At 60.3% G+C, this 16,909-nt stretch carries 13 protein-coding genes, 1 tRNA gene and 1 pseudogene; 5 read left to right on the forward strand and 10 right to left on the reverse strand.

The annotated features are described in order from the left end of the window. Window positions 1-103 precede the first annotated feature (103 nt). Both ACQR1E_RS32030 and ACQR1E_RS32035 read left to right on the forward strand, forming a co-directional pair. Window positions 104-1,549 carry a cryptochrome/photolyase family protein gene (locus tag ACQR1E_RS32030; protein WP_434898010.1) on the forward strand — a complete coding sequence of 482 codons (1,446 nt, stop codon included), beginning with the start codon at window positions 104-106 and terminating at the stop codon, window positions 1,547-1,549. A 72-nt stretch (window positions 1,550-1,621) separates the two neighbouring features. Further along, on the forward strand, window positions 1,622-1,915 hold the full coding sequence (locus ACQR1E_RS32035; protein WP_316188466.1) for a histone: 294 nt from the start codon (window positions 1,622-1,624) through the stop codon (window positions 1,913-1,915). Window positions 1,916-2,164: 249 nt separating this feature from the next. Here the strand turns inward: ACQR1E_RS32035 and ACQR1E_RS32040 are convergent, their stop codons facing one another. Next, a complete protein-coding gene (locus ACQR1E_RS32040; RefSeq protein WP_315717685.1) occupies window positions 2,165-2,608 on the reverse strand; it encodes a hypothetical protein in 444 nt (147 codons plus the stop codon). Window positions 2,609-2,829: 221 nt separating this feature from the next. Here ACQR1E_RS32040 and ACQR1E_RS32045 point away from each other — a divergent pair, with 221 nt between their 5' ends. The 3 genes from ACQR1E_RS32045 (at window position 2,830) to ACQR1E_RS32055 (ending at window position 4,736) form a co-directional block, all read left to right on the forward strand. Next, on the forward strand, window positions 2,830-3,090 hold the full coding sequence (locus ACQR1E_RS32045; protein WP_315717684.1) for a hypothetical protein: 261 nt from the start codon (window positions 2,830-2,832) through the stop codon (window positions 3,088-3,090). A 116-nt stretch (window positions 3,091-3,206) separates the two neighbouring features. Next, a tRNA-Arg gene (locus tag ACQR1E_RS32050) sits at window positions 3,207-3,283 on the forward strand. A 226-nt stretch (window positions 3,284-3,509) separates the two neighbouring features. Next, entirely contained in the window at window positions 3,510-4,736 is a 1,227-nt protein-coding gene (locus ACQR1E_RS32055) for a tyrosine-type recombinase/integrase (RefSeq protein WP_434898011.1), read from the forward strand. 34 nt (window positions 4,737-4,770) lie between these two features. On the opposite strand, the gene ACQR1E_RS32060 is transcribed toward ACQR1E_RS32055, so the two are convergent. From ACQR1E_RS32060 to ACQR1E_RS32100, 9 genes and pseudogenes are all read right to left on the reverse strand, one after another. After that, on the reverse strand, window positions 4,771-4,995 hold the full coding sequence (locus tag ACQR1E_RS32060; protein ID WP_434898012.1) for a helix-turn-helix domain-containing protein: 225 nt from the start codon (window positions 4,993-4,995) through the stop codon (window positions 4,771-4,773). Beyond that, a pseudogene (locus ACQR1E_RS32065) lies at window positions 4,934-5,656 on the reverse strand (RNA polymerase sigma factor); the annotation flags it as partial. The pseudogene ACQR1E_RS32065 and the gene ACQR1E_RS32060, both read right to left, overlap by 62 nt. A 991-nt stretch (window positions 5,657-6,647) precedes the next feature. After that, window positions 6,648-10,661, reverse strand: a complete 4,014-nt coding sequence (locus ACQR1E_RS32070) for an RHS repeat-associated core domain-containing protein (RefSeq protein ID WP_434872030.1) — start codon at window positions 10,659-10,661, stop codon at window positions 6,648-6,650. 568 nt (window positions 10,662-11,229) lie between these two features. Continuing rightward, complete coding sequence (locus ACQR1E_RS32075; protein WP_434898013.1) at window positions 11,230-11,769, reverse strand: hypothetical protein; 540 nt, start codon at window positions 11,767-11,769, stop codon at window positions 11,230-11,232. Between the two features lie 72 nt (window positions 11,770-11,841). Further along, window positions 11,842-12,621 carry a general secretion pathway protein GspK gene (locus ACQR1E_RS32080; protein WP_434872028.1) on the reverse strand — a complete coding sequence of 260 codons (780 nt, stop codon included), beginning with the start codon at window positions 12,619-12,621 and terminating at the stop codon, window positions 11,842-11,844. Between the two features lie 271 nt (window positions 12,622-12,892). Further along, the gene (locus ACQR1E_RS32085) at window positions 12,893-13,387 is read right to left on the reverse strand and encodes a hypothetical protein (RefSeq protein ID WP_434872027.1); all 495 of its coding nucleotides are present in this window, start codon (window positions 13,385-13,387) and stop codon (window positions 12,893-12,895) included. Window positions 13,388-13,407: 20 nt separating this feature from the next. Further along, window positions 13,408-13,977, reverse strand: coding sequence for a type II secretion system protein GspM (gene gspM, locus ACQR1E_RS32090; RefSeq protein ID WP_434872026.1), 570 nt, complete (start codon window positions 13,975-13,977; stop codon window positions 13,408-13,410). Beyond that, window positions 13,974-15,122 carry a PilN domain-containing protein gene (locus ACQR1E_RS32095; protein WP_434872025.1) on the reverse strand — a complete coding sequence of 383 codons (1,149 nt, stop codon included), beginning with the start codon at window positions 15,120-15,122 and terminating at the stop codon, window positions 13,974-13,976. The genes gspM and ACQR1E_RS32095 overlap by 4 nt, the downstream gene beginning before the upstream one ends. A gap of 9 nt (window positions 15,123-15,131) precedes the next feature. Further along, window positions 15,132-16,826, reverse strand: coding sequence for a GspE/PulE family protein (locus ACQR1E_RS32100; RefSeq protein WP_434872035.1), 1,695 nt, complete (start codon window positions 16,824-16,826; stop codon window positions 15,132-15,134). Window positions 16,827-16,909 lie beyond the last annotated feature (83 nt).

Here is a 16,909-nt window from a genome sequence, read left to right on the forward strand (position 1 = left end):
GCAACTGAATCTCAAACTGCCCGTAGTTGGTTTCAAAGCGGTTATTTTCCGGAGCGTAGAATACCGGAACTCTCGATAAAAACGGCAATAAGATACCCTGATCATGTCCTCCTCCCCCATCATCGTATGGTTTCGCGAGAGCCTGCGGCTGTCTGACCACCCCGCGTTGCATGAAGCAGCGAAGTCGGGCACTCGGATCGTTTGTAGTTACGTCCACGATCAGGAAAGCCCTGGGTTGCGTCCGCTCGGCGGCGCGGCGCGCTGGTGGCTCGCGCAATCGTTGCGTGCACTCCAGGCCGAACTACATGCGCTCGGCGCCGAGCTCGTGATCCGGCGCGGCTCCGCGGCCAAGGTGCTCGGCGAGTTGGCGCGCCAAACCAGGGCCAGCGCGGTGTATTGGAACGACGTCGCGCAGGCCGGCCCCCGCGCCGTGGCTGCCGGCGTCGAAGCAGCACTCGCCGAGATCGGCGTCTCTTCACGCGTGTTTCCCGATGACCTTCTGGTCGATCCGGCCGAGTTGCGCGGCAAGGATGGGCGCGGCCCGCGCGTGTTCACACCGTTCTGGAAGCGGGTGCTCGCTCTGGGTGATCCGCCGAAGCCGCTGCCGCGGCCGGCCCGGCTGTCGCACGCCCCCGGCGGCGCAAGCTTGCCGATCGGTGAGCTCGCGCTCGAGCCGCGCAAGCCCGACTGGGCCGGCGGCCTGCGAGCGTCATGGCAAGCCGGCGAGCGCGCGGCACAGGCGCGCCTCGCCAGCTTTCTCGAAACGGCCGTGCAGACCTATGCCACCGATCGCGACCGGCCCGACATCGAGGCGACCTCCCGGCTGTCGCCGCATCTGCGTTTCGGCGAGATCAGCCCGCGCCAGGTCTGGCATGCGGCGCGATTTGCCGCCGCCGAGCGTCCAGCTTCCGCCGCCGGCATCGACAAGTTCCTGAGTGAGCTCGGCTGGCGCGAGTTCAGCCGCCACCTGCTCTACAACAATCCCGACCTCGCAACCCGCAATCTGCAGCCGGCCTTCGATGTCTTTCCCTGGGCGCAGGATCATTCAGCGCTGCAGGCCTGGCAGCGCGGGCGAACCGGATATCCGATCGTCGATGCCGGGATGCGCGAGCTCTGGCATAGCGGGAGCATGCACAACCGCGTCCGTATGGTGGTCGCCTCGCTGCTCGTGAAGCATCTTCTGATCGACTGGCGGCTCGGCGAACACTGGTTCTGGGACACGCTGGTCGACGCCGACCCGGGCAGCAATCCGGCCAGTTGGCAATGGGTTGCGGGATCGGGCGCCGACGCCGCGCCCTACTTCCGCGTCTTCAATCCCGTGCTGCAGGGCGAAAAATTCGATTCTCGCGGGACCTATGTCCGCCGCTGGGTGCCGGAGCTGGCGCGCCTGCCGGCCACGCTGATCCACCAGCCCTGGGCGGCGAAGCCGCTCGAGCTCGCCGAGGCCGGGGTTGAACTCGGCCGCACCTACCCGGCGCCGATCGTGGATCACAAGCCCGGGCGGGAGCGCGCGCTGGCAGCCTACGCAAGCTTGCGCACAAGTGATTAGTTGGGGCGCGCTTTGACAGTACAGAGAATCCAGCTATCGTCGCAGGGTTTCCAACAAATCGGGGGACCCGATATGGACGACACTCCACTCTCTGATCCGACCGCGACCGAGACCAGCATGCCCGCCGAGGTGCCGAAGGATCCGGTGATCACGACGGCGCCTAAGGCCCGACGAGCGGCCAAGAAGACCGCGAAGAAGACCTCCAAGAGGGCTGCACCCAAGCGGGCCGCCGCCAAGGCCAAGAAGGTCGCGACCAAGAAGTCCGCCAAGAAGACCGTGAAGAAGGCGGCCAAGAAAGCTGCGAAGAAGACGGCCAAGAAGGCCACCAAGAAAGCGGCGAAGAAGACGAAGAAGGCCAAGCGCTGATTCTGCCTGGCTCGGGACCGAAGGCGACTCGTCACCTTCGCTGATGGTCTTGGCGAAACAATCCAGTGCCCGGTAGTGGGGACGATCTGGCGCTGGATTGTTTCGTTTGTCGCCGTGCGGTTGGGAGCCGGGACCTGGCATCCGCGGCGCGACGCAGCGACCGGTGATGCCTCGCGGACGCCGGGCCGGCTTGCGATCGGATTGCCGGCAGAGGTCTGCTGGGACAGAGATTCTGTGCGGGCGGTGCCCTCACCAGACGTCGGGACAGGGGTCGACGATCTTCCAGAGCTCGATGCCGTTCTTGATCCGCTTCATCTCGGTGGTGAGCCCGCCGTTGCGCCGGATCCAGTCCTTCACCGAATCGGGGTAATAGGACATCAGCTCGGACGTCCCCTCCATGCTGGTGACCTTGATGCCGAACGTGAACGCCTTGTCGTAATAGGCCTGGTGGAAGCCGAGGCTGGCCCTCGGCGTGACGCAGATCCTGTTGAGCGGCACGAAGCCGAAGACGAGCGTGCAGGCGGAATTGCAGATGCCGTCGATGATGACGCGCTGACGCGTTTCCCTGACGTGCCTGTACTTGGCCTTGTACTCTTCGATGTAGCCACCATGGTCACGCGTAATGTGCAAATCCGCACGCGCCGGGCTAGCGGCGACCAGCAGGAGCACGACGCTTGGGATCAGGCGATTCATGGATCGGACGGCAAACCCGGTCTTTTCTGGCGCTGTCGCGACAACGCCTCGGGCCCAATGCACGACGGCACTTGCCGGACCTTGTCATGATCTTCTTAAGCACGCGGAAAAGGCCAAAATTTTGACGGGTTATCGCCTTTTGCGCACCCTTTCCGCCACTTCCGCGTTAGGCTATCAGCCAGACGGCCGGCCTTGACGTCGTTTTCCGGAGAAGAAAAGTCATGAGCAAGCTCGCATCCCTCGCCGCCGCCTTGATCGTGTCAATTGCCGCCCTGGTGCCGGCCACGTCCGAGGCGCGCAGCCATCATCGGCATCATCGCCACCACTACGGGCTGCCCTACGCCATCAGCTTCCTGCACAATTATGGCCCCGGCCCGCTGCCCGGTAGCTTTGCGTTCTATGACGGTCCTTCCACCAACCACTGCTACCAGAGCTCGGCGGCCTACATCGGCCAGGACCGCCGCCGGCATCCCTGCTTCTGACGCCATCCATGGACGCCCCGCCAGCTTCGGCGAACGACCGTTCATGTCCGGCGGAGGCTGGCCTTGGCCATCCAAGTCTGGTATCCCGGTGACGCGGGAGATTTGGCCCGCATCGCGCGCTCGTAGCTCAGCTGGATAGAGCATCGGATTTCGATTCCGAGGGTCGGGAGTTCGAATCTCTCCGAGCGCGCCAAGCCCGTCTTCGCCCCCTTCACCCGCCATCGCCGATCATCACCGAAGCGCACGATAACACCTTGTTAGATCGTGAGTTTTCGCGCTTTCAGCGACTGCAGCGTACCATCGGCGGTCGTCGGCGAGCTCCGCCAGACCGTCCATTTGGCCATCCCTCGATCTGAGTTAGAATCCCCCTGACCTGAAACGCTGCATTTTTCAGCGAGGGACAGGAGTTCGAATCTCCCATGCAGCTTCCAACTCAAAAGCCCGAGATCACGGCCAAGAACTATCTCTCCGTCGGGCCCGGTGAATACCCGTGCGGCAACAATCTCTACCTGATCGTCACCCCAAGCGGCGGCCGCCGCTGGGCGTTCCGATACCAGCGCAACGGCATCGTCAAGAAGATGGGCTTCGGTTCGGCCAAGGAAACCGGCCTGAAGCTGTCCGAGGCCAGGGACAAGGCGATTGACGCTCTGCGGCTGCTGGCAAAGGGGACCGATCCGAGAGAGCACCGTGACGACGAGAAACGCCGCACCCAGGGTTCGCGCCGATTCGGCGAGTTCGCCGAAGAATGGAGACAGACCTACGAGACCGGCATGAGGCACAAGGCCGCGAGAGCAAAGCTGAAGCGCATCGTGCAGGTCGTCTGCCGTCCGCTCCACAAGCACTGGGTCCACGAGATCGAGACCGCCCATGTCGTCAAAGTGCTCATGCCGATCTGGCAGCAGCCTGAGACCTCCCGCTCCGCTCGCCAGATCATCAAGAAGATTCTCGACGCAGCGATCGCCCACAACCTGCGACCGAAAGACAACCCGGCTGATTGGGCCAGCCGACTGCAACCGATCATGCCCAGGCAACGGCGGCGTGGCACGATACGGGGCGGCCACAAGGCGATGGACTACCAAGACCTGCCGGCGTTCATGCACAAGCTCAGCGCCATCTCGACCCAAAGCGCGCGGGCGCTTGAGGTCATCATCCTGACCCTGGGACGAACCGCCGAAGTTCAGAACATGCGCTGGGCGCAACTCGACCTCGACAACGGAATCTGGGATCTTGGCTTTCTCGGCACCAAGAACGAGCGGTTGAAGCGCACGCCGTTGCCCCGGCAGACGCTGACCTATTTGCGCGAGGCTTACGAGAGCCGCGTCAATGACGAATTCGTTTTTCCCGGTCGCAGTCTAAAGCGACCGATGAGCAACATGACCATGCTCAAATATCTCAAGGAGCTCACCGGAGACGACTCCCTGACAGTGCACGGCTTCCGCACGACGTTTCGAACCTGGGCGCAGGAGCAGACACACTTCGAGGAGGAAATCGTCGAGCATTGCCTGCACCACATCACGGGCGATGATGCCGAAAAGGCCTATAAGCGCGGCGAGGCCCTGAAGAAGCGGCTGCATGTGATGCAGACATTCGCAGACTTCGCAACGCAACCACCAAGGAGCAATGTGACCCCAATGAAGGTCGCCTGAGAGTTCAGACTATCCCCCTGTGCTGCCGAGGATGTCACCGCTCGGGCTGCTTGGTCGCGTCGGGCAGACTTTCCAAGAAGGAGGCCAGATCGACGCGCGTGATGATCGTTCGCGTGCCATACTTGCGGATTCGCAGCCGCCCTTCTTTGATGGCCTTGTAAAGGGACGTTTGTCCCAGCGAAGACAGTACCGCGGCCTCAGGAACGGTGAGGGCGAGCTTTTCCGCAGCGTTTCGAAGCATCGGTTCGCTCTTTGGCATCTAGGAGTGGTCTCGCTTCATGTTTCGCCCGCGATATTTTCCTTTGCCGCCGCGAATTGATTGCCGCGACGACATCGAAGGCACGCAGATCCGTCTCTGGAGGCGAAGCGAATGCTCGGCAACATCTAAAGTTCAGTAGGCGGAGCTTCGGACGCGATTTCGTGCAATTGGGATGATTGAACATCCTGACTGACTTGGCTGGCTGCAAAGCCAATCCGCTGATGTCCTTCGCGAGACTCGCTAGTCGCCTCACCTCGTGCATACGGCCGGAGATCGTCGACTCGGAGACACCGAGGGCCGTGGCCGCCTCCGCGTGCGTCATGCCTTCGCCGACGACAAGCACGACCGTCTCCCGCAACAGCGGCGAAAGCCGCGCCAGCTCGCTCGCGAGCCAGCTGCGACGAAAAAGATCCCTGCCATCCGGCGGGAGCGCCATTCCCGCAAGCACGGCGAGGTGGCCTTTCAGGCGCGCCAACGTCGAATGGCGCCGATAGTGATCATGACAGGCGTTGCGCACGATTCCGATCAGCCAGGTCGTGAACTTCGCCTCGCCCCTGAAGGAAGCGATCCGTTCCACCAGCGCGCAGCAGACATCCTGGCAAATGTCCTGCGCGTCAGTCCGGGAGCCGGTCATGCGCCACGCAACGCGGTGCATGAGGTCGTAGTGACGCCGTGACCTGCCACCGAAGTTTCATCCAGTAGCATTTAGAGTCTTATTGGGTTTGCAGTACTACTTACATTTAAGAGACGGCGCCTGTCACGTACACCGCCGATCCAACGGGCGAGACCGCTGGCGGCAACCGGATCAAGGATGGTGCCCGACAACTTCCATTCGGAGTGGGACGACAATCCGAATTGTTCGACGGGCACAACACGGCAGGTTCAAGTCGACGCGGCCAAAACACTGCCCCCCCCAAACAAGGGCCACTGAGCAACGGCCCGCCGCGTCGGCGACAGGCACGGTCACCTCCGCAAACGGCATGGGCGGCATCTGCAACCGATATATAGAACTTCTGCCCTACCAAGTGAAGACCAAGGCCTGCATTCCAAAGAACAGACTGCCACTGGATATATCGAGGTCGCGAACAACTGGAGCTCTCGGATTACAAGATGGACAAACAAACCCTTCACCACAAACCTAACGATCATCCCTCTTGATGTACCATTCGTCATCGATCTTGAAGCGAGTTTCGCTCCCCACCTTTGACGATCTGGACGGTTGAGCGTCTTTCCCGGAGCGGCAAACCCCAACGTGAACTGCACTCCCTGCAAATCCAGACGCCCAGCCTAAAATGCATATCTCCGGATCAACTCCCTCCGACCTTGACATGCCAATCGCCCCTATAACTGAAAGCAGACTCAAATAGGTTTGGTATCGTTCCAAAGTCATCTCATCAACCGGAGGCATCTTCCCCATGGGGGACTTGGACGTACGAACCCCCCAAGACGCTATTTGTCGAACATCCCGGTCGCTGATCAACATATCCCTCAATCGTATGTATGTCGCTAGATTCTGGCTGAACTGTTGAGCCACGACCTCGTTAGTTGGACCGGCCACAGCAAAACGTACCGCAAGGACCATGCACGCCAGGACAACCAACGTGGCAGACAATATGAATACGGGGATTTTGCTCATATCCATCGTTTAGCATCTAGTAACGGCAGTCGCAACTTGGCTCATCGCGATGAAACTTCCAGGCATCCTTTTCTCCTGCATTGATCATCGGACGGCCGGTCGCGCCAGACCAATCGTTCTTTGCTTTAGACAGCCCAGCGACGTGGTATAAAAAACCGGCCACCCTCACGGAAGCTTCCGCGGTCCATAAACCAGTCGTCCATTTAAATTCACGATCATAAGCCCCTCCTTGGAAGCCAGCCATAAAATTCGCGAAATGATCGGCGTCCATTGTGACCCCACACCTCTTCCAAGTATCGTTCATTGTTCCTGAATTCCATCCAAAATCGTAAGGCCCGTTTCCCTTGCTATTATTGTAGATATTAATTAGCCCCTGTATTCTTCCCGCAGAGGCCTCGCCATAAGCTTTAGCAAGCCACGCTCTAGTTTCCTGCTCATTCCAATCTCGTAGTCCCAGCGGATCGATACCGGACACAGGATTTCCCGATGCATACAGGTATAGGCTTGGCCCACCAACAAGGCCAATCGGATCTGCCTGCGTATACCGTCCAACTGTCGCATCATAGTGTCGAAACCAGTTGTAATACAGACCGGATTCCGCAAGATAATACTGACCCGGCAGGCGCAAGTTATTGCTGGCGATCCCCGTAATCGAGCGAGTCGCGCCGTAGGGCCAGTAATAGGCATCCCAGACAACATTTTGGCTCGCATCCGTCATCTTGCTCGGGCGATCGAGATGATCCGAATGCACATACCACTGCTTGGGCGAGGTCGTGTCGAGATCAGCAAACATCGCCAATGGCATATCGTCGATCCAGATATATTCACGCTGCGTTGTTCCGACCCCACTGGTCTCGGCAAGCAGATGTCCTGCCTGGTCGTAGATATAGTGCGTCGTGCCCGCCGGAACCATGTTCTGCGTCGTGCGCGCCGACATGCGCTCCAGACCGTCATATTCATAGTTGGCCGTCACCGTCGCTCCGATTGTCAACTGATCAAGACGCCCTCTATTATTGTATCGGTAGTGATAGGCTGTTGTCCCCCTCAGATCGGTGATCATGTTGCCCGCGCCATCGTTCGTCACGGCGCGCAGGGTCGCCGCTCCCTCCGTAGTACTCACGTACAAATTGCTATTATAGGGGTAACCAAGAACTCGGGTCGTGGTCGTGGCCCCATCATCAAATGCGTCTCCCGTACGATTACCGACGCTGTCTTGCCAGTATGTCTGGGCACCCCAATCGCCGTAGACATTCTGCAAGCGATGATTCGGAGTGAAGACATAATTGTCAGTCCGGGTTGAGACATTATTGTCCCAGATATTCGTTATGTCGAAATCATTATACCAATACGTGTAGGCCCGACTAATGATCGAGTTTGACCCCTGCTCCACGACTAGGGTGTTCAGATTGTAGTCTTGCGTAAAGGTCTTCCATAGGACGAGGTCATTGCCATAGACAAGCGACTGCAATGGCCCGAACGGCTGATAGGTTATCCATTTTGCTAACAACGCTTCGGCGCCAGCCGCATTGGGCTGCTGAGTGACCGTCGTAATAAGCCCGTCTACGCCACGATAGTATCTAACGGTGCGACCTGACGGATAGATGATCTTGGTCACACTGCCATCGAGATCGTAGCCATAGCCAACTGAATAGATTGCGCCGCCGGTAGTCTTCTTTTCCTGCGTCACCTGCCCGAGCATGTTGTAGGTCCATTCGACGCTGCCCGAGCTATCTATGATGCGGGTGTTTCGTCCTATCCCAATGTTACCACCGACCGTAGAATCCCAGTCGTACGTCAGGTTCTCCGTCGAGGCTGCTGGATACTGCTTGGTCAAAAGCCTTCCGGCACTATCATACGTGAGGTTAGTGATCACTCCACGACCATCGGTGATCTGTATCGGCAAGCCCAGCGCATTGTAGATATACACCGTCGTGCCTGTGTCCGGACTTACTCGCTGAATGACATCTCCGAATCCGTCGCGAACGAAGGTCGTGCTCAGCGATCGCGGATCGCTATAACCGGTGATTTCGTCGCTTCCGTTCCGAGTGAGAGTGACGACGTTCGACTCTTCATCAGTTCTTTTGACCAAACGATTCAATGCATCAAAAGTCCATCCGAACACGTTCGAACGCGGGTCAGTGATTGATACCCGATTATCGGTCCTGTCGTAGCCATTGGTCCAAGTCTGGTTGGACGCGCCAACGTATTTTAGGAGGCGCCCCAACTCATCGAACACAGCAGTTTGCGACAGTTGCAACGATCCACTGGAGTCCTTGATGCGACGTGCGGTAGCGTTCCCCACGCTGTCCCGGTCGTACTCAATCGACGAACCGTTGTTGTCTTGCACTCCAATCAGCCGACGGCCGTCATCGTAGGCGAACTGAAGATACGCTCCGTTGGGCCGCATGATCCGAGTGATGTCTCCAACCGCATTGTACGCGATTGCCGTTACCGCCGACTGCCCCAACGGATCGACCGTCATCGTCGTCACTCGCCCCTGGAGGTCGTAGGCCAGTGCGGTAACGACGCCGTTCGGATCAGTCACCGAAGTGGGCTGCCCCCGACTATTCACTGCATTAACGGTTGTGATCTGATTAACCTCGTTGGTGATGGTCGCGAGAAACCCGCTGCTATCGTACGTGTACACGACGGTGTCCCCGGCACCACTCAACGGCCCATCCACGGTCAACAACTGCCCGGCGCTACCGTAGGTGTATGTCCAGGTCCGGGTCTGGCCGTTGGTCGAGTATGGAACAGTCTGCGATGTTGTGTCCGTCTGCGTTACCTGTGTGAGTTGAGCCATCGCGTTCCAGCTGAACTCCGTAGTCACGCCGGGCTCTGCGATTGTAGTAGGCAGGTTGAACGTGGGGTGCCAAGCGTAGCTGGTTGTCTGCGCACTCGCAGTTCCGCTGCCGCGAGTTATCGCGGTGGGATTGCCACGATTGTCTCGGTCGGTGTGCGTCACACGCCCCTCGGCATCGATCTCATCAACCACGAGATCATTGCTGTTATATGCTAGCTGAGACGTCGACGCTGCACAGTTCGCAGACGGCTGGCCGTCGATCTGAGTCAGCAAGTTTGATTGCGTCCCATCGCTTTTTGCCAAACGATAGACCGTGGCTTTTGAGGCGGGATTTGTGACCGTCACCGTATTCGCGATGTCGTCGTAGGCGAAGGTATAGTGCTCGATGCCACCTGCGTGCTCCGAGGTCGCAACGCGACCATCTGCGCCATAACTCCAAGTCGCATGGCGCACGCCTCGTTCATCAGTGATCCCCGTCAGGGCGTACGGATCCGCCGTATTCTCATAATGATAGCGAATCCGGGGGTTATCCGCGTCGTCTGCAGTTGCGTCGGGCTCGATTACGTACTCCAGCGCCCAAAGATCTGGCGGATCCGCGTCATGCGCAAGCGCTGCATTGCGTGGATGGTACGCATATCGATAAACCTGCCCGCCGGGCACGGTCACGGATTGCAACAATCCGCCTGACGAGTAGGCAAATGACAGCGAGCGACCAAAGCTGTCGACAACTTCTGTATTGCGATCGTTGGCGTCGTAGATCAGGGTTTGTGTGTACCCACCCGGATAGACAATCGTCTGAAGCTTCCCGAAAAAGTTGTATGTCCATTTTCTATTGTCATTGGTCGTAAGTATGTAGTTCCCAGATGTGCTGTCTTGCACGAGACCTGCTACCTGGCCGCGAGCCCCCGCCACCAGGGAATTGGTATCCCAGCTGTAATGCTGCTGCGTAAAGACGCTGCCACTGGAGGAGAAATAGAGCAACTCCCCGCTCGGCAGGACAAAGACCATGGAAGAATCGCCAGAATAATTGAATTTCGAGTCGAAATTAGAGCGCCATCCGCGTCCGAGACGCGTTTCGCGTAGGTTGCCAATCATCGAGTCTTGATTGCTGGTATAATATCGCTCGAACTTAAGCGGCTGCTCGCCGGCAGTAGAAAAATCGAGCCTATATTCCCGCTTGGTTCCGCTCCGGATATCTACCGGGTTCGCCGCTTCTGCCTGGCACATGCGGCGCTGATCTGGCGGCGGCCGTCGAATACACCCAGTCGCTCCCATCCTCGTGCTATCAGCACAAGACAAGAGTGCTATAGCATCGTGAGCTATATATTCGTGAGGCTGACTCTCGCTGCCACTGCAAACGGCAACATATTGCCCAGGTGCGTTCGGATTGTTGTACTGGAACCCGCATCGTTCGAGAACCCACGGCTTCTGTGGTGGCAGCGAGACAAAATAATTCCAGTCCGCCAAAGCGCATTCAATGCCATCGCTGCAATGGTGGCCCCGATCCATCCACATGACCCAATCATCGGCACAAGCTACTCGCGTCATCACGACGTTGGCCGTCAAGGATAGAATTGCGACCAGAAACCCCACACCCCACCGGGCGCGTTCGACCAATCGTCTTCCACTCGCGCTTACACTATCGCTGCGCTCCACAACGGACATGCATTCCTCCTCAACGCCTTCCGCCAATCTATACGGAAGGGTGAAGATAATGGACGCGAGCCTGTCCTTCAGTTCAATTGGAGTCTCTTGTTGTCCACAGTTTATAGTTGTGTTGAACGAACCAAACACGTTACTCAACTTTTACGTGCTCGATATCGCCCGCTGATCCCGCAGCATGACTCGGGCTACCCAAAGCTATTGCGATCAGCAGCATGCTCGGTCTGCTCGCCTCGGCGGTCGGGGCCTGCCCTTGATTGCGAACCCGCTCCTCCATGCGAGCTGCGTGCTCCTGATCCATCGACGACTCCCTGATCAACTTGATTACAAGAGCCTCGGCTTCCTCAAGGGTTAGGAACCGCGATTTGGACAACTGCAGGCGCACAACGAACGGAATCGAGAGGGTCAGCCACCCCAGTACGAGAAGCAAAATATAAGAGCACATCCGAGCGCCGAGAGTACGTGGCCCGGCGATCCCAATAGGCACCACCTCTTCGATCTCCGACAGCTCCAACGATGGACTCAGAAGCCGAGCGCCCCGCAGCCTGCGCACCACCAATTCCCCCAGAGAAATCACACATTGCCCAGGCCTGGTCTCAACGATCCGCTCAAGCCTTTGGCCCCGCAGCCCTTCCTGTAAAATGACCAGGCCATCGGAGTCATAGCCACCCACATGGTCCTCCACCCGGACCCAAGATTCCATCACCGAAGCCTACGCCCTGCGCCCAGCCAGGGGCCCCCAAGCTTACGTCATCTTCCAGCTGAGAAGGAAATAGGGACGTACCGGATTGTCCGTCATTCGAATAACAGCTCGATATCGAGAAACCTGGCCTGACTTTTCGACTTCGATACAGATCATGAAGGCGCGACCGCGCAAGGATGACGTTGGCTCTTCGTTTGCGCCGATCGGAAATGGAGGTGGACGATCTGAGGCCGCCCCTTGCTTACTGATCATCTCGGGCATCGCCGCCAGAGCTTCAGGTGTGGCACGTCGTGGGTCAACGAACTGGCTTCCGGAATACACGGTTAGGGCTGGTTCGATCCGCTGGAAGAGAGCAGGCGTCATGTCCATTACGAGAAGAAGCTCGTCGACGCTCTGAAACGGGCCGTTGCGCGGCCGGTGAGGACTATTCGCCGCGCGATAGTCGAACTCCTTGGCGCCATTAAGATGCTTCAACTCGCTCGCGGTTCGCCAGTCTACGATCTTGTCTGCAAGCCCACTTGCCGCATCGGCGTTTAGCCCCGCCGACCGCAGCAAACTGGCAAGCAAGGCAGGGTCGGCCTGGTTGATGTCGATCTTGCCGAGCTCGTCCTGGATCACGATCCGGATCTCGGCTTCGCCAAAGTGGAGCAGGTGAACCTCGCCTCCACCTGGCCGCAAGAGGCGGTCAGATTTTTGATCAAACAATCCCGACACGGCGTAGTCCAGCGCCCCGTCTGCAGTCGTACTCAGAATCGCAAGTTCACAATCGTTGCGGGCGAGGCGGTACGACACGTCGCTGCCCCAGAGCAGCGACAGTGACAACGTTGTCAATAATCCTAGGATCCACAGGACCGCTATGACTGGCATTTCTGATCTCTGGGACTGCCGTGGTCCGAAGATCGCTTGGCGGACCACGGTTTCGAGAAGAGTCCTATCTCATATGAGACCACTGAGAAGTTCAGCCAAGCAGGAACGAGCAATTCGCGCTCCTCCTCTACGACGGGCTGTCTGCGGATTGGCCCTTGATCTTCCGTCTGTGCGAACAAGGCTATTCTACTCCTGCTCGATGGGCCGCAACGCGGCCTGCATCCTTTCAATTCTTGGGGTAGAGCTGCAATTCGATCGCGCGCCCTGCCTGCTCGATCCGAACACCTGACGCGTCGATCGACGTCACCCGCCAGCCCTGAAACGTCTCGTTTTCGTTGATCCAGGAGCCTGGACTCCCGCCACCCTTGCTGAGCAGATAGGCCTTGCTCGTGCCGCCGTTGATCATGACACCACCAACCAGGACGCCCGGGTCAGTGGCCACCGGGGGCGGAGCGGCTACTGGCATCGGCGGTGGCCGCGCGGGTGGGGGCGGAACGAACGGCTCGCGCGACTTCTGGAACACCGGATGGGCCAGGATCTCGGCATATGTCTGCAGCGGCTGCCGTCCAGCCACGCTCGCCATAGTCCGGGGCACCGGCGCTTCCCACGCCGCGCGGCGGGCGCCCGCTGCTTCTCCGCCCACGACTAACGTCGCGAGCCAGGCTCCGAGCAGCAGATCAAGACCCGCCAGGAGCGCCAGAATGCCGGCCTGCGGCCTCACCCGCCATCGTACAAGGCTCCTCATTGCACGGCACCGTAGATATCGAGCTGCGCCTGAAGCACAAGCTCCTCGGCCGTTCCCGGGCGCATCGCTGGCTCGCTCTTCAGCACCGCATTGGCAATGAACAAATATGGCCTTGCGCTCTCGACGGCGTGGACCGCACGCATCACGGCGGGCAACGGCCCGGACAGGTCGATGCGCGCGCCGCTGTACTTGATCTGATCGACGGTCCGGCCCGGCAGCGATTGAATCGCGCGGGACTGAGCGCCGGCATTGCCCATGATCCCCTTCAGCTTCGTCTGCAGGTCGGCGGCGATCACGTTCTCATTCGCCCCTGTCAGGAACTCCCCATTCTGGAGCTGCGACTCGGTTTCGGAGGCAAGACCCGCGATGGTCGATGCCTGGGCTGCGATCGCGCTCAGCCGTGCCAGCAGCACCTGCTGCTGCTGGATCCGCGCCTCACGCTCGGCAAACATCGCCGCGATCGGCGCCACGAAGCCCCAGACCAGCAGCGCAAGAAGTGCGAGGGTGACGACGATGAACAGGCCACGACGCCCAAGCGCGTCCCTGCGCTTCGTCCATTCGCTCATGGCGCCACCTCCTTGAAGGCATCGGGCACACGAATCCTGGCCTGCAATGAAAACCGTTCCCGGTTCTCGATCGGATCCATCGCCACCGGCGACGTCAGCGCGGCGTCCACGAACAGTCTCGATCCACCGAGCATGTTGATCAGGCTCGGCGCCGCGGCCGAGAATCCGGTCATCGTGACCGATGTGCTCCGCGGGTTCGCTCCCTCCACGAGCCGCAATTCGGTCAGCCAGGAATGCTTCGGCAGAATGCGCGAGGCTTCATCCCAGACGTCGATCAACCCCGGCACTTCGCTGCGCTGCAGACGAAGGCGTGACAGCGTCGTCCGCCGCTCTCGCAATTGATCCACCAGGACGCGAACGCGCTCGGCGTCCTTGCGCGCGACGACAATCTCGGCATCGAGCCGATCCAGCGTCGCCTGCTGGCGGGCGAAGGTCAGGACCGCGATGCCGGTCCCCAGAAGGACGGCAAGACAGCCGAGCGCTGCGATCGCGACGGTGGAAGTCTTGCGGCCCGTGATCGGACGCGCCAGGCGGATCGCTGGCGAGGCTCGATCGTCGCCGAAGACGACGAAGGCGAGCTGCGCGACGGCAAGCCCAAGCTGATCAGCGGCCTGCTGCACATGATGACGCCGCGTCACCCACTGCCGAACCGCGATCCGGCCGTCAGGCGACGTGGCCGTCAAATGGTCGCAATAGATGTCCTCCGCCTTGAAGGGCGTCCGGCGCAGCAGGTCCTGCGGCACGATCGTGTCGATCGCGTCCCTCGCCTCGCGCGGAAGCATGAGATCGCGGCGGAAAACACTCTCTTCCGGTAGACGCAGGCCTAGATCGACGTCGCGCCGATCCAGATCATGACGCTTCAGCATGGCCGCGATCGCCACTGCGACCTGCTCTGGAGCGGCGGTTTCACAGACGTCCGTTCCGGATCTGGGATCATCCAGCCGAAGCCGAAGTCCGGACTCGCTGCGATCGACCAGAAGCCTTGCCCGGCCGACCGGCGCGAGCGCGGCCGCGATCCGTTGCGGCAGCAGATCGAGCGCTTCCCTGCACCACCACGCGACCGCGGATGGCACCCAGTCGCGCGGGCGCGTCGCACGAACTGCCGCCAGCAACGCTCCCTTGTCCTTGCCCTGATCCATCGCCATCCCGCTGCCCTATCCCATGCGCGTCGCGCGCAGGACCTCCTCGATCGTGGTCTCGCCGCGCCAGGCCTTCCGGATGCCGGTCTCGTACATGCTCTGCATGCCCTGCTCGCGGGCGGCGCGCTCGATCGCGGTGTCCGACGCCTTGGCCAGGATCAGGCTCTGACAGGTCTCGTCGACCACCAGCATCTCCGCAATGGTCGAGCGTCCGGAGAAGCCGGTATGGCCGCAATCGGAGCAGCCGTGCGGCTGGCGAATATCGGGCTGCCAGTGCGCACGGAGTCCGGTCACGGACCGCTCGAAGCTCTCCGCCCAATAGCTCGCCTGCGGATGGTCGCTCGCGCAGCGGCGGCACAGCCTTCGCACCAGGCGCTGCGCAATCACCCCCTTCAGCGTGGAGGCCAGCAGATAGTTCTCGACACCGATATCGATCAGCCGCGTGATCGCGGACGCCGCATTGTTGGTGTGGAGCGTGGACAGCACGAGGTGACCGGTCAACGAGGCCTGGATGGCGATGCGCGCCGTCTCGAGGTCGCGGATCTCGCCGATCATGATGATGTCGGGATCCTGGCGGAGCATCGAACGCAGCGCATGAGGAAACGTCAGCCCAATCTCGGACTGGACCTGCACCTGATTGATCCCCGGCATCTGATATTCGATCGGGTCCTCCACCGAGAAGATCTTGCGCTCGGTGCTGTTGAGCGTCTTCAGCGCCGTATACAGCGTCGTGGTCTTGCCGCTGCCGGTCGGTCCGGTGACCAGGATGATGCCATTGGGCTGCTGCAGCAGGGTCTGGAGCGTCGCGATGTGCTCATCGGAGAAGCCGAGCTCGACGAAATCGAGGCTGATGCGATTGCGGTCGAGCACGCGGAGCACGACGCTTTCGCCGAAGGCGGTGGGGATTGTGGAGACGCGGAAGTCGATGTCGATGCCACGGACCGCGATCTTGATGCGCCCGTCCTGCGGCAGGCGCCGCTCCGCAATGTCGAGCTTCGACATGATCTTGACGCGGGACGTGATCGCGGCACGCAGGTCCGCCGCGAGTACCTGGACCGACCGCAAGGCGCCGTCGATGCGATAGCGGACGAGCACCTGGTCCACATTGGGCTCGATATGGATGTCCGACGCCCTCGCCTCGACGGCACTGGTGATGATCTGGTTGACGAGACGGATGATCGGCGCCTCGCTCGCAAGATCGCGCAGCCGCTGCACATCGGCTTCGTTGGCCTCGGCGCCGCCGGTGGCGCGGGTCTCGTCGCTGCGCGACATGGCGGGATAGAGCCCCGCGCAGGCCTTGTCGAAATCGGCCGCCGTGAACAGCCGCATGTCGACCGAAAGGCCCGTGAGGAAGGCAAGGGCCCGGATCGGATCGTGGTTGAACGGATCGGTCACGCCGACGGCGAGCCGGCCATCGCTGCAGCCGAGCGGCAGCACATGATTGTGACGCACGAATTCCGCTTCGACCAGTTCGGGCAACACAGGGTCGATCGGAATCTGATCCGGACGCACCAGATCGAGTGCCAGGAATTTCGCCAACGCCGCGACCAGACCGGCCTCCGACACCAGACCGAGCTTGGTCAGCACGGTGTCGAGCCTGTCTCCCGTGGTTTGCGCCGCGCGTCCGGCACGGTCGAGGCTCATACGATCGACGATGCCTTCCTCGCGCAGGAAGTCGCCGAAACTCTGCAACAATGCGGTCCGGTCCATGTCGGGTATGGACCGGTGCAGCTGCGCGCGCGGCTCCCCGATATCTGTGGTGAAGGCCTCGTCCCGCTGCATTGCAGCCATTG

Origin of the sequence: Bradyrhizobium sp. HKCCYLRH1030, assembly GCF_051168395.1 — a bacterium.
In the GTDB taxonomy this organism is placed as follows: domain Bacteria; phylum Pseudomonadota; class Alphaproteobacteria; order Rhizobiales; family Xanthobacteraceae; genus Bradyrhizobium.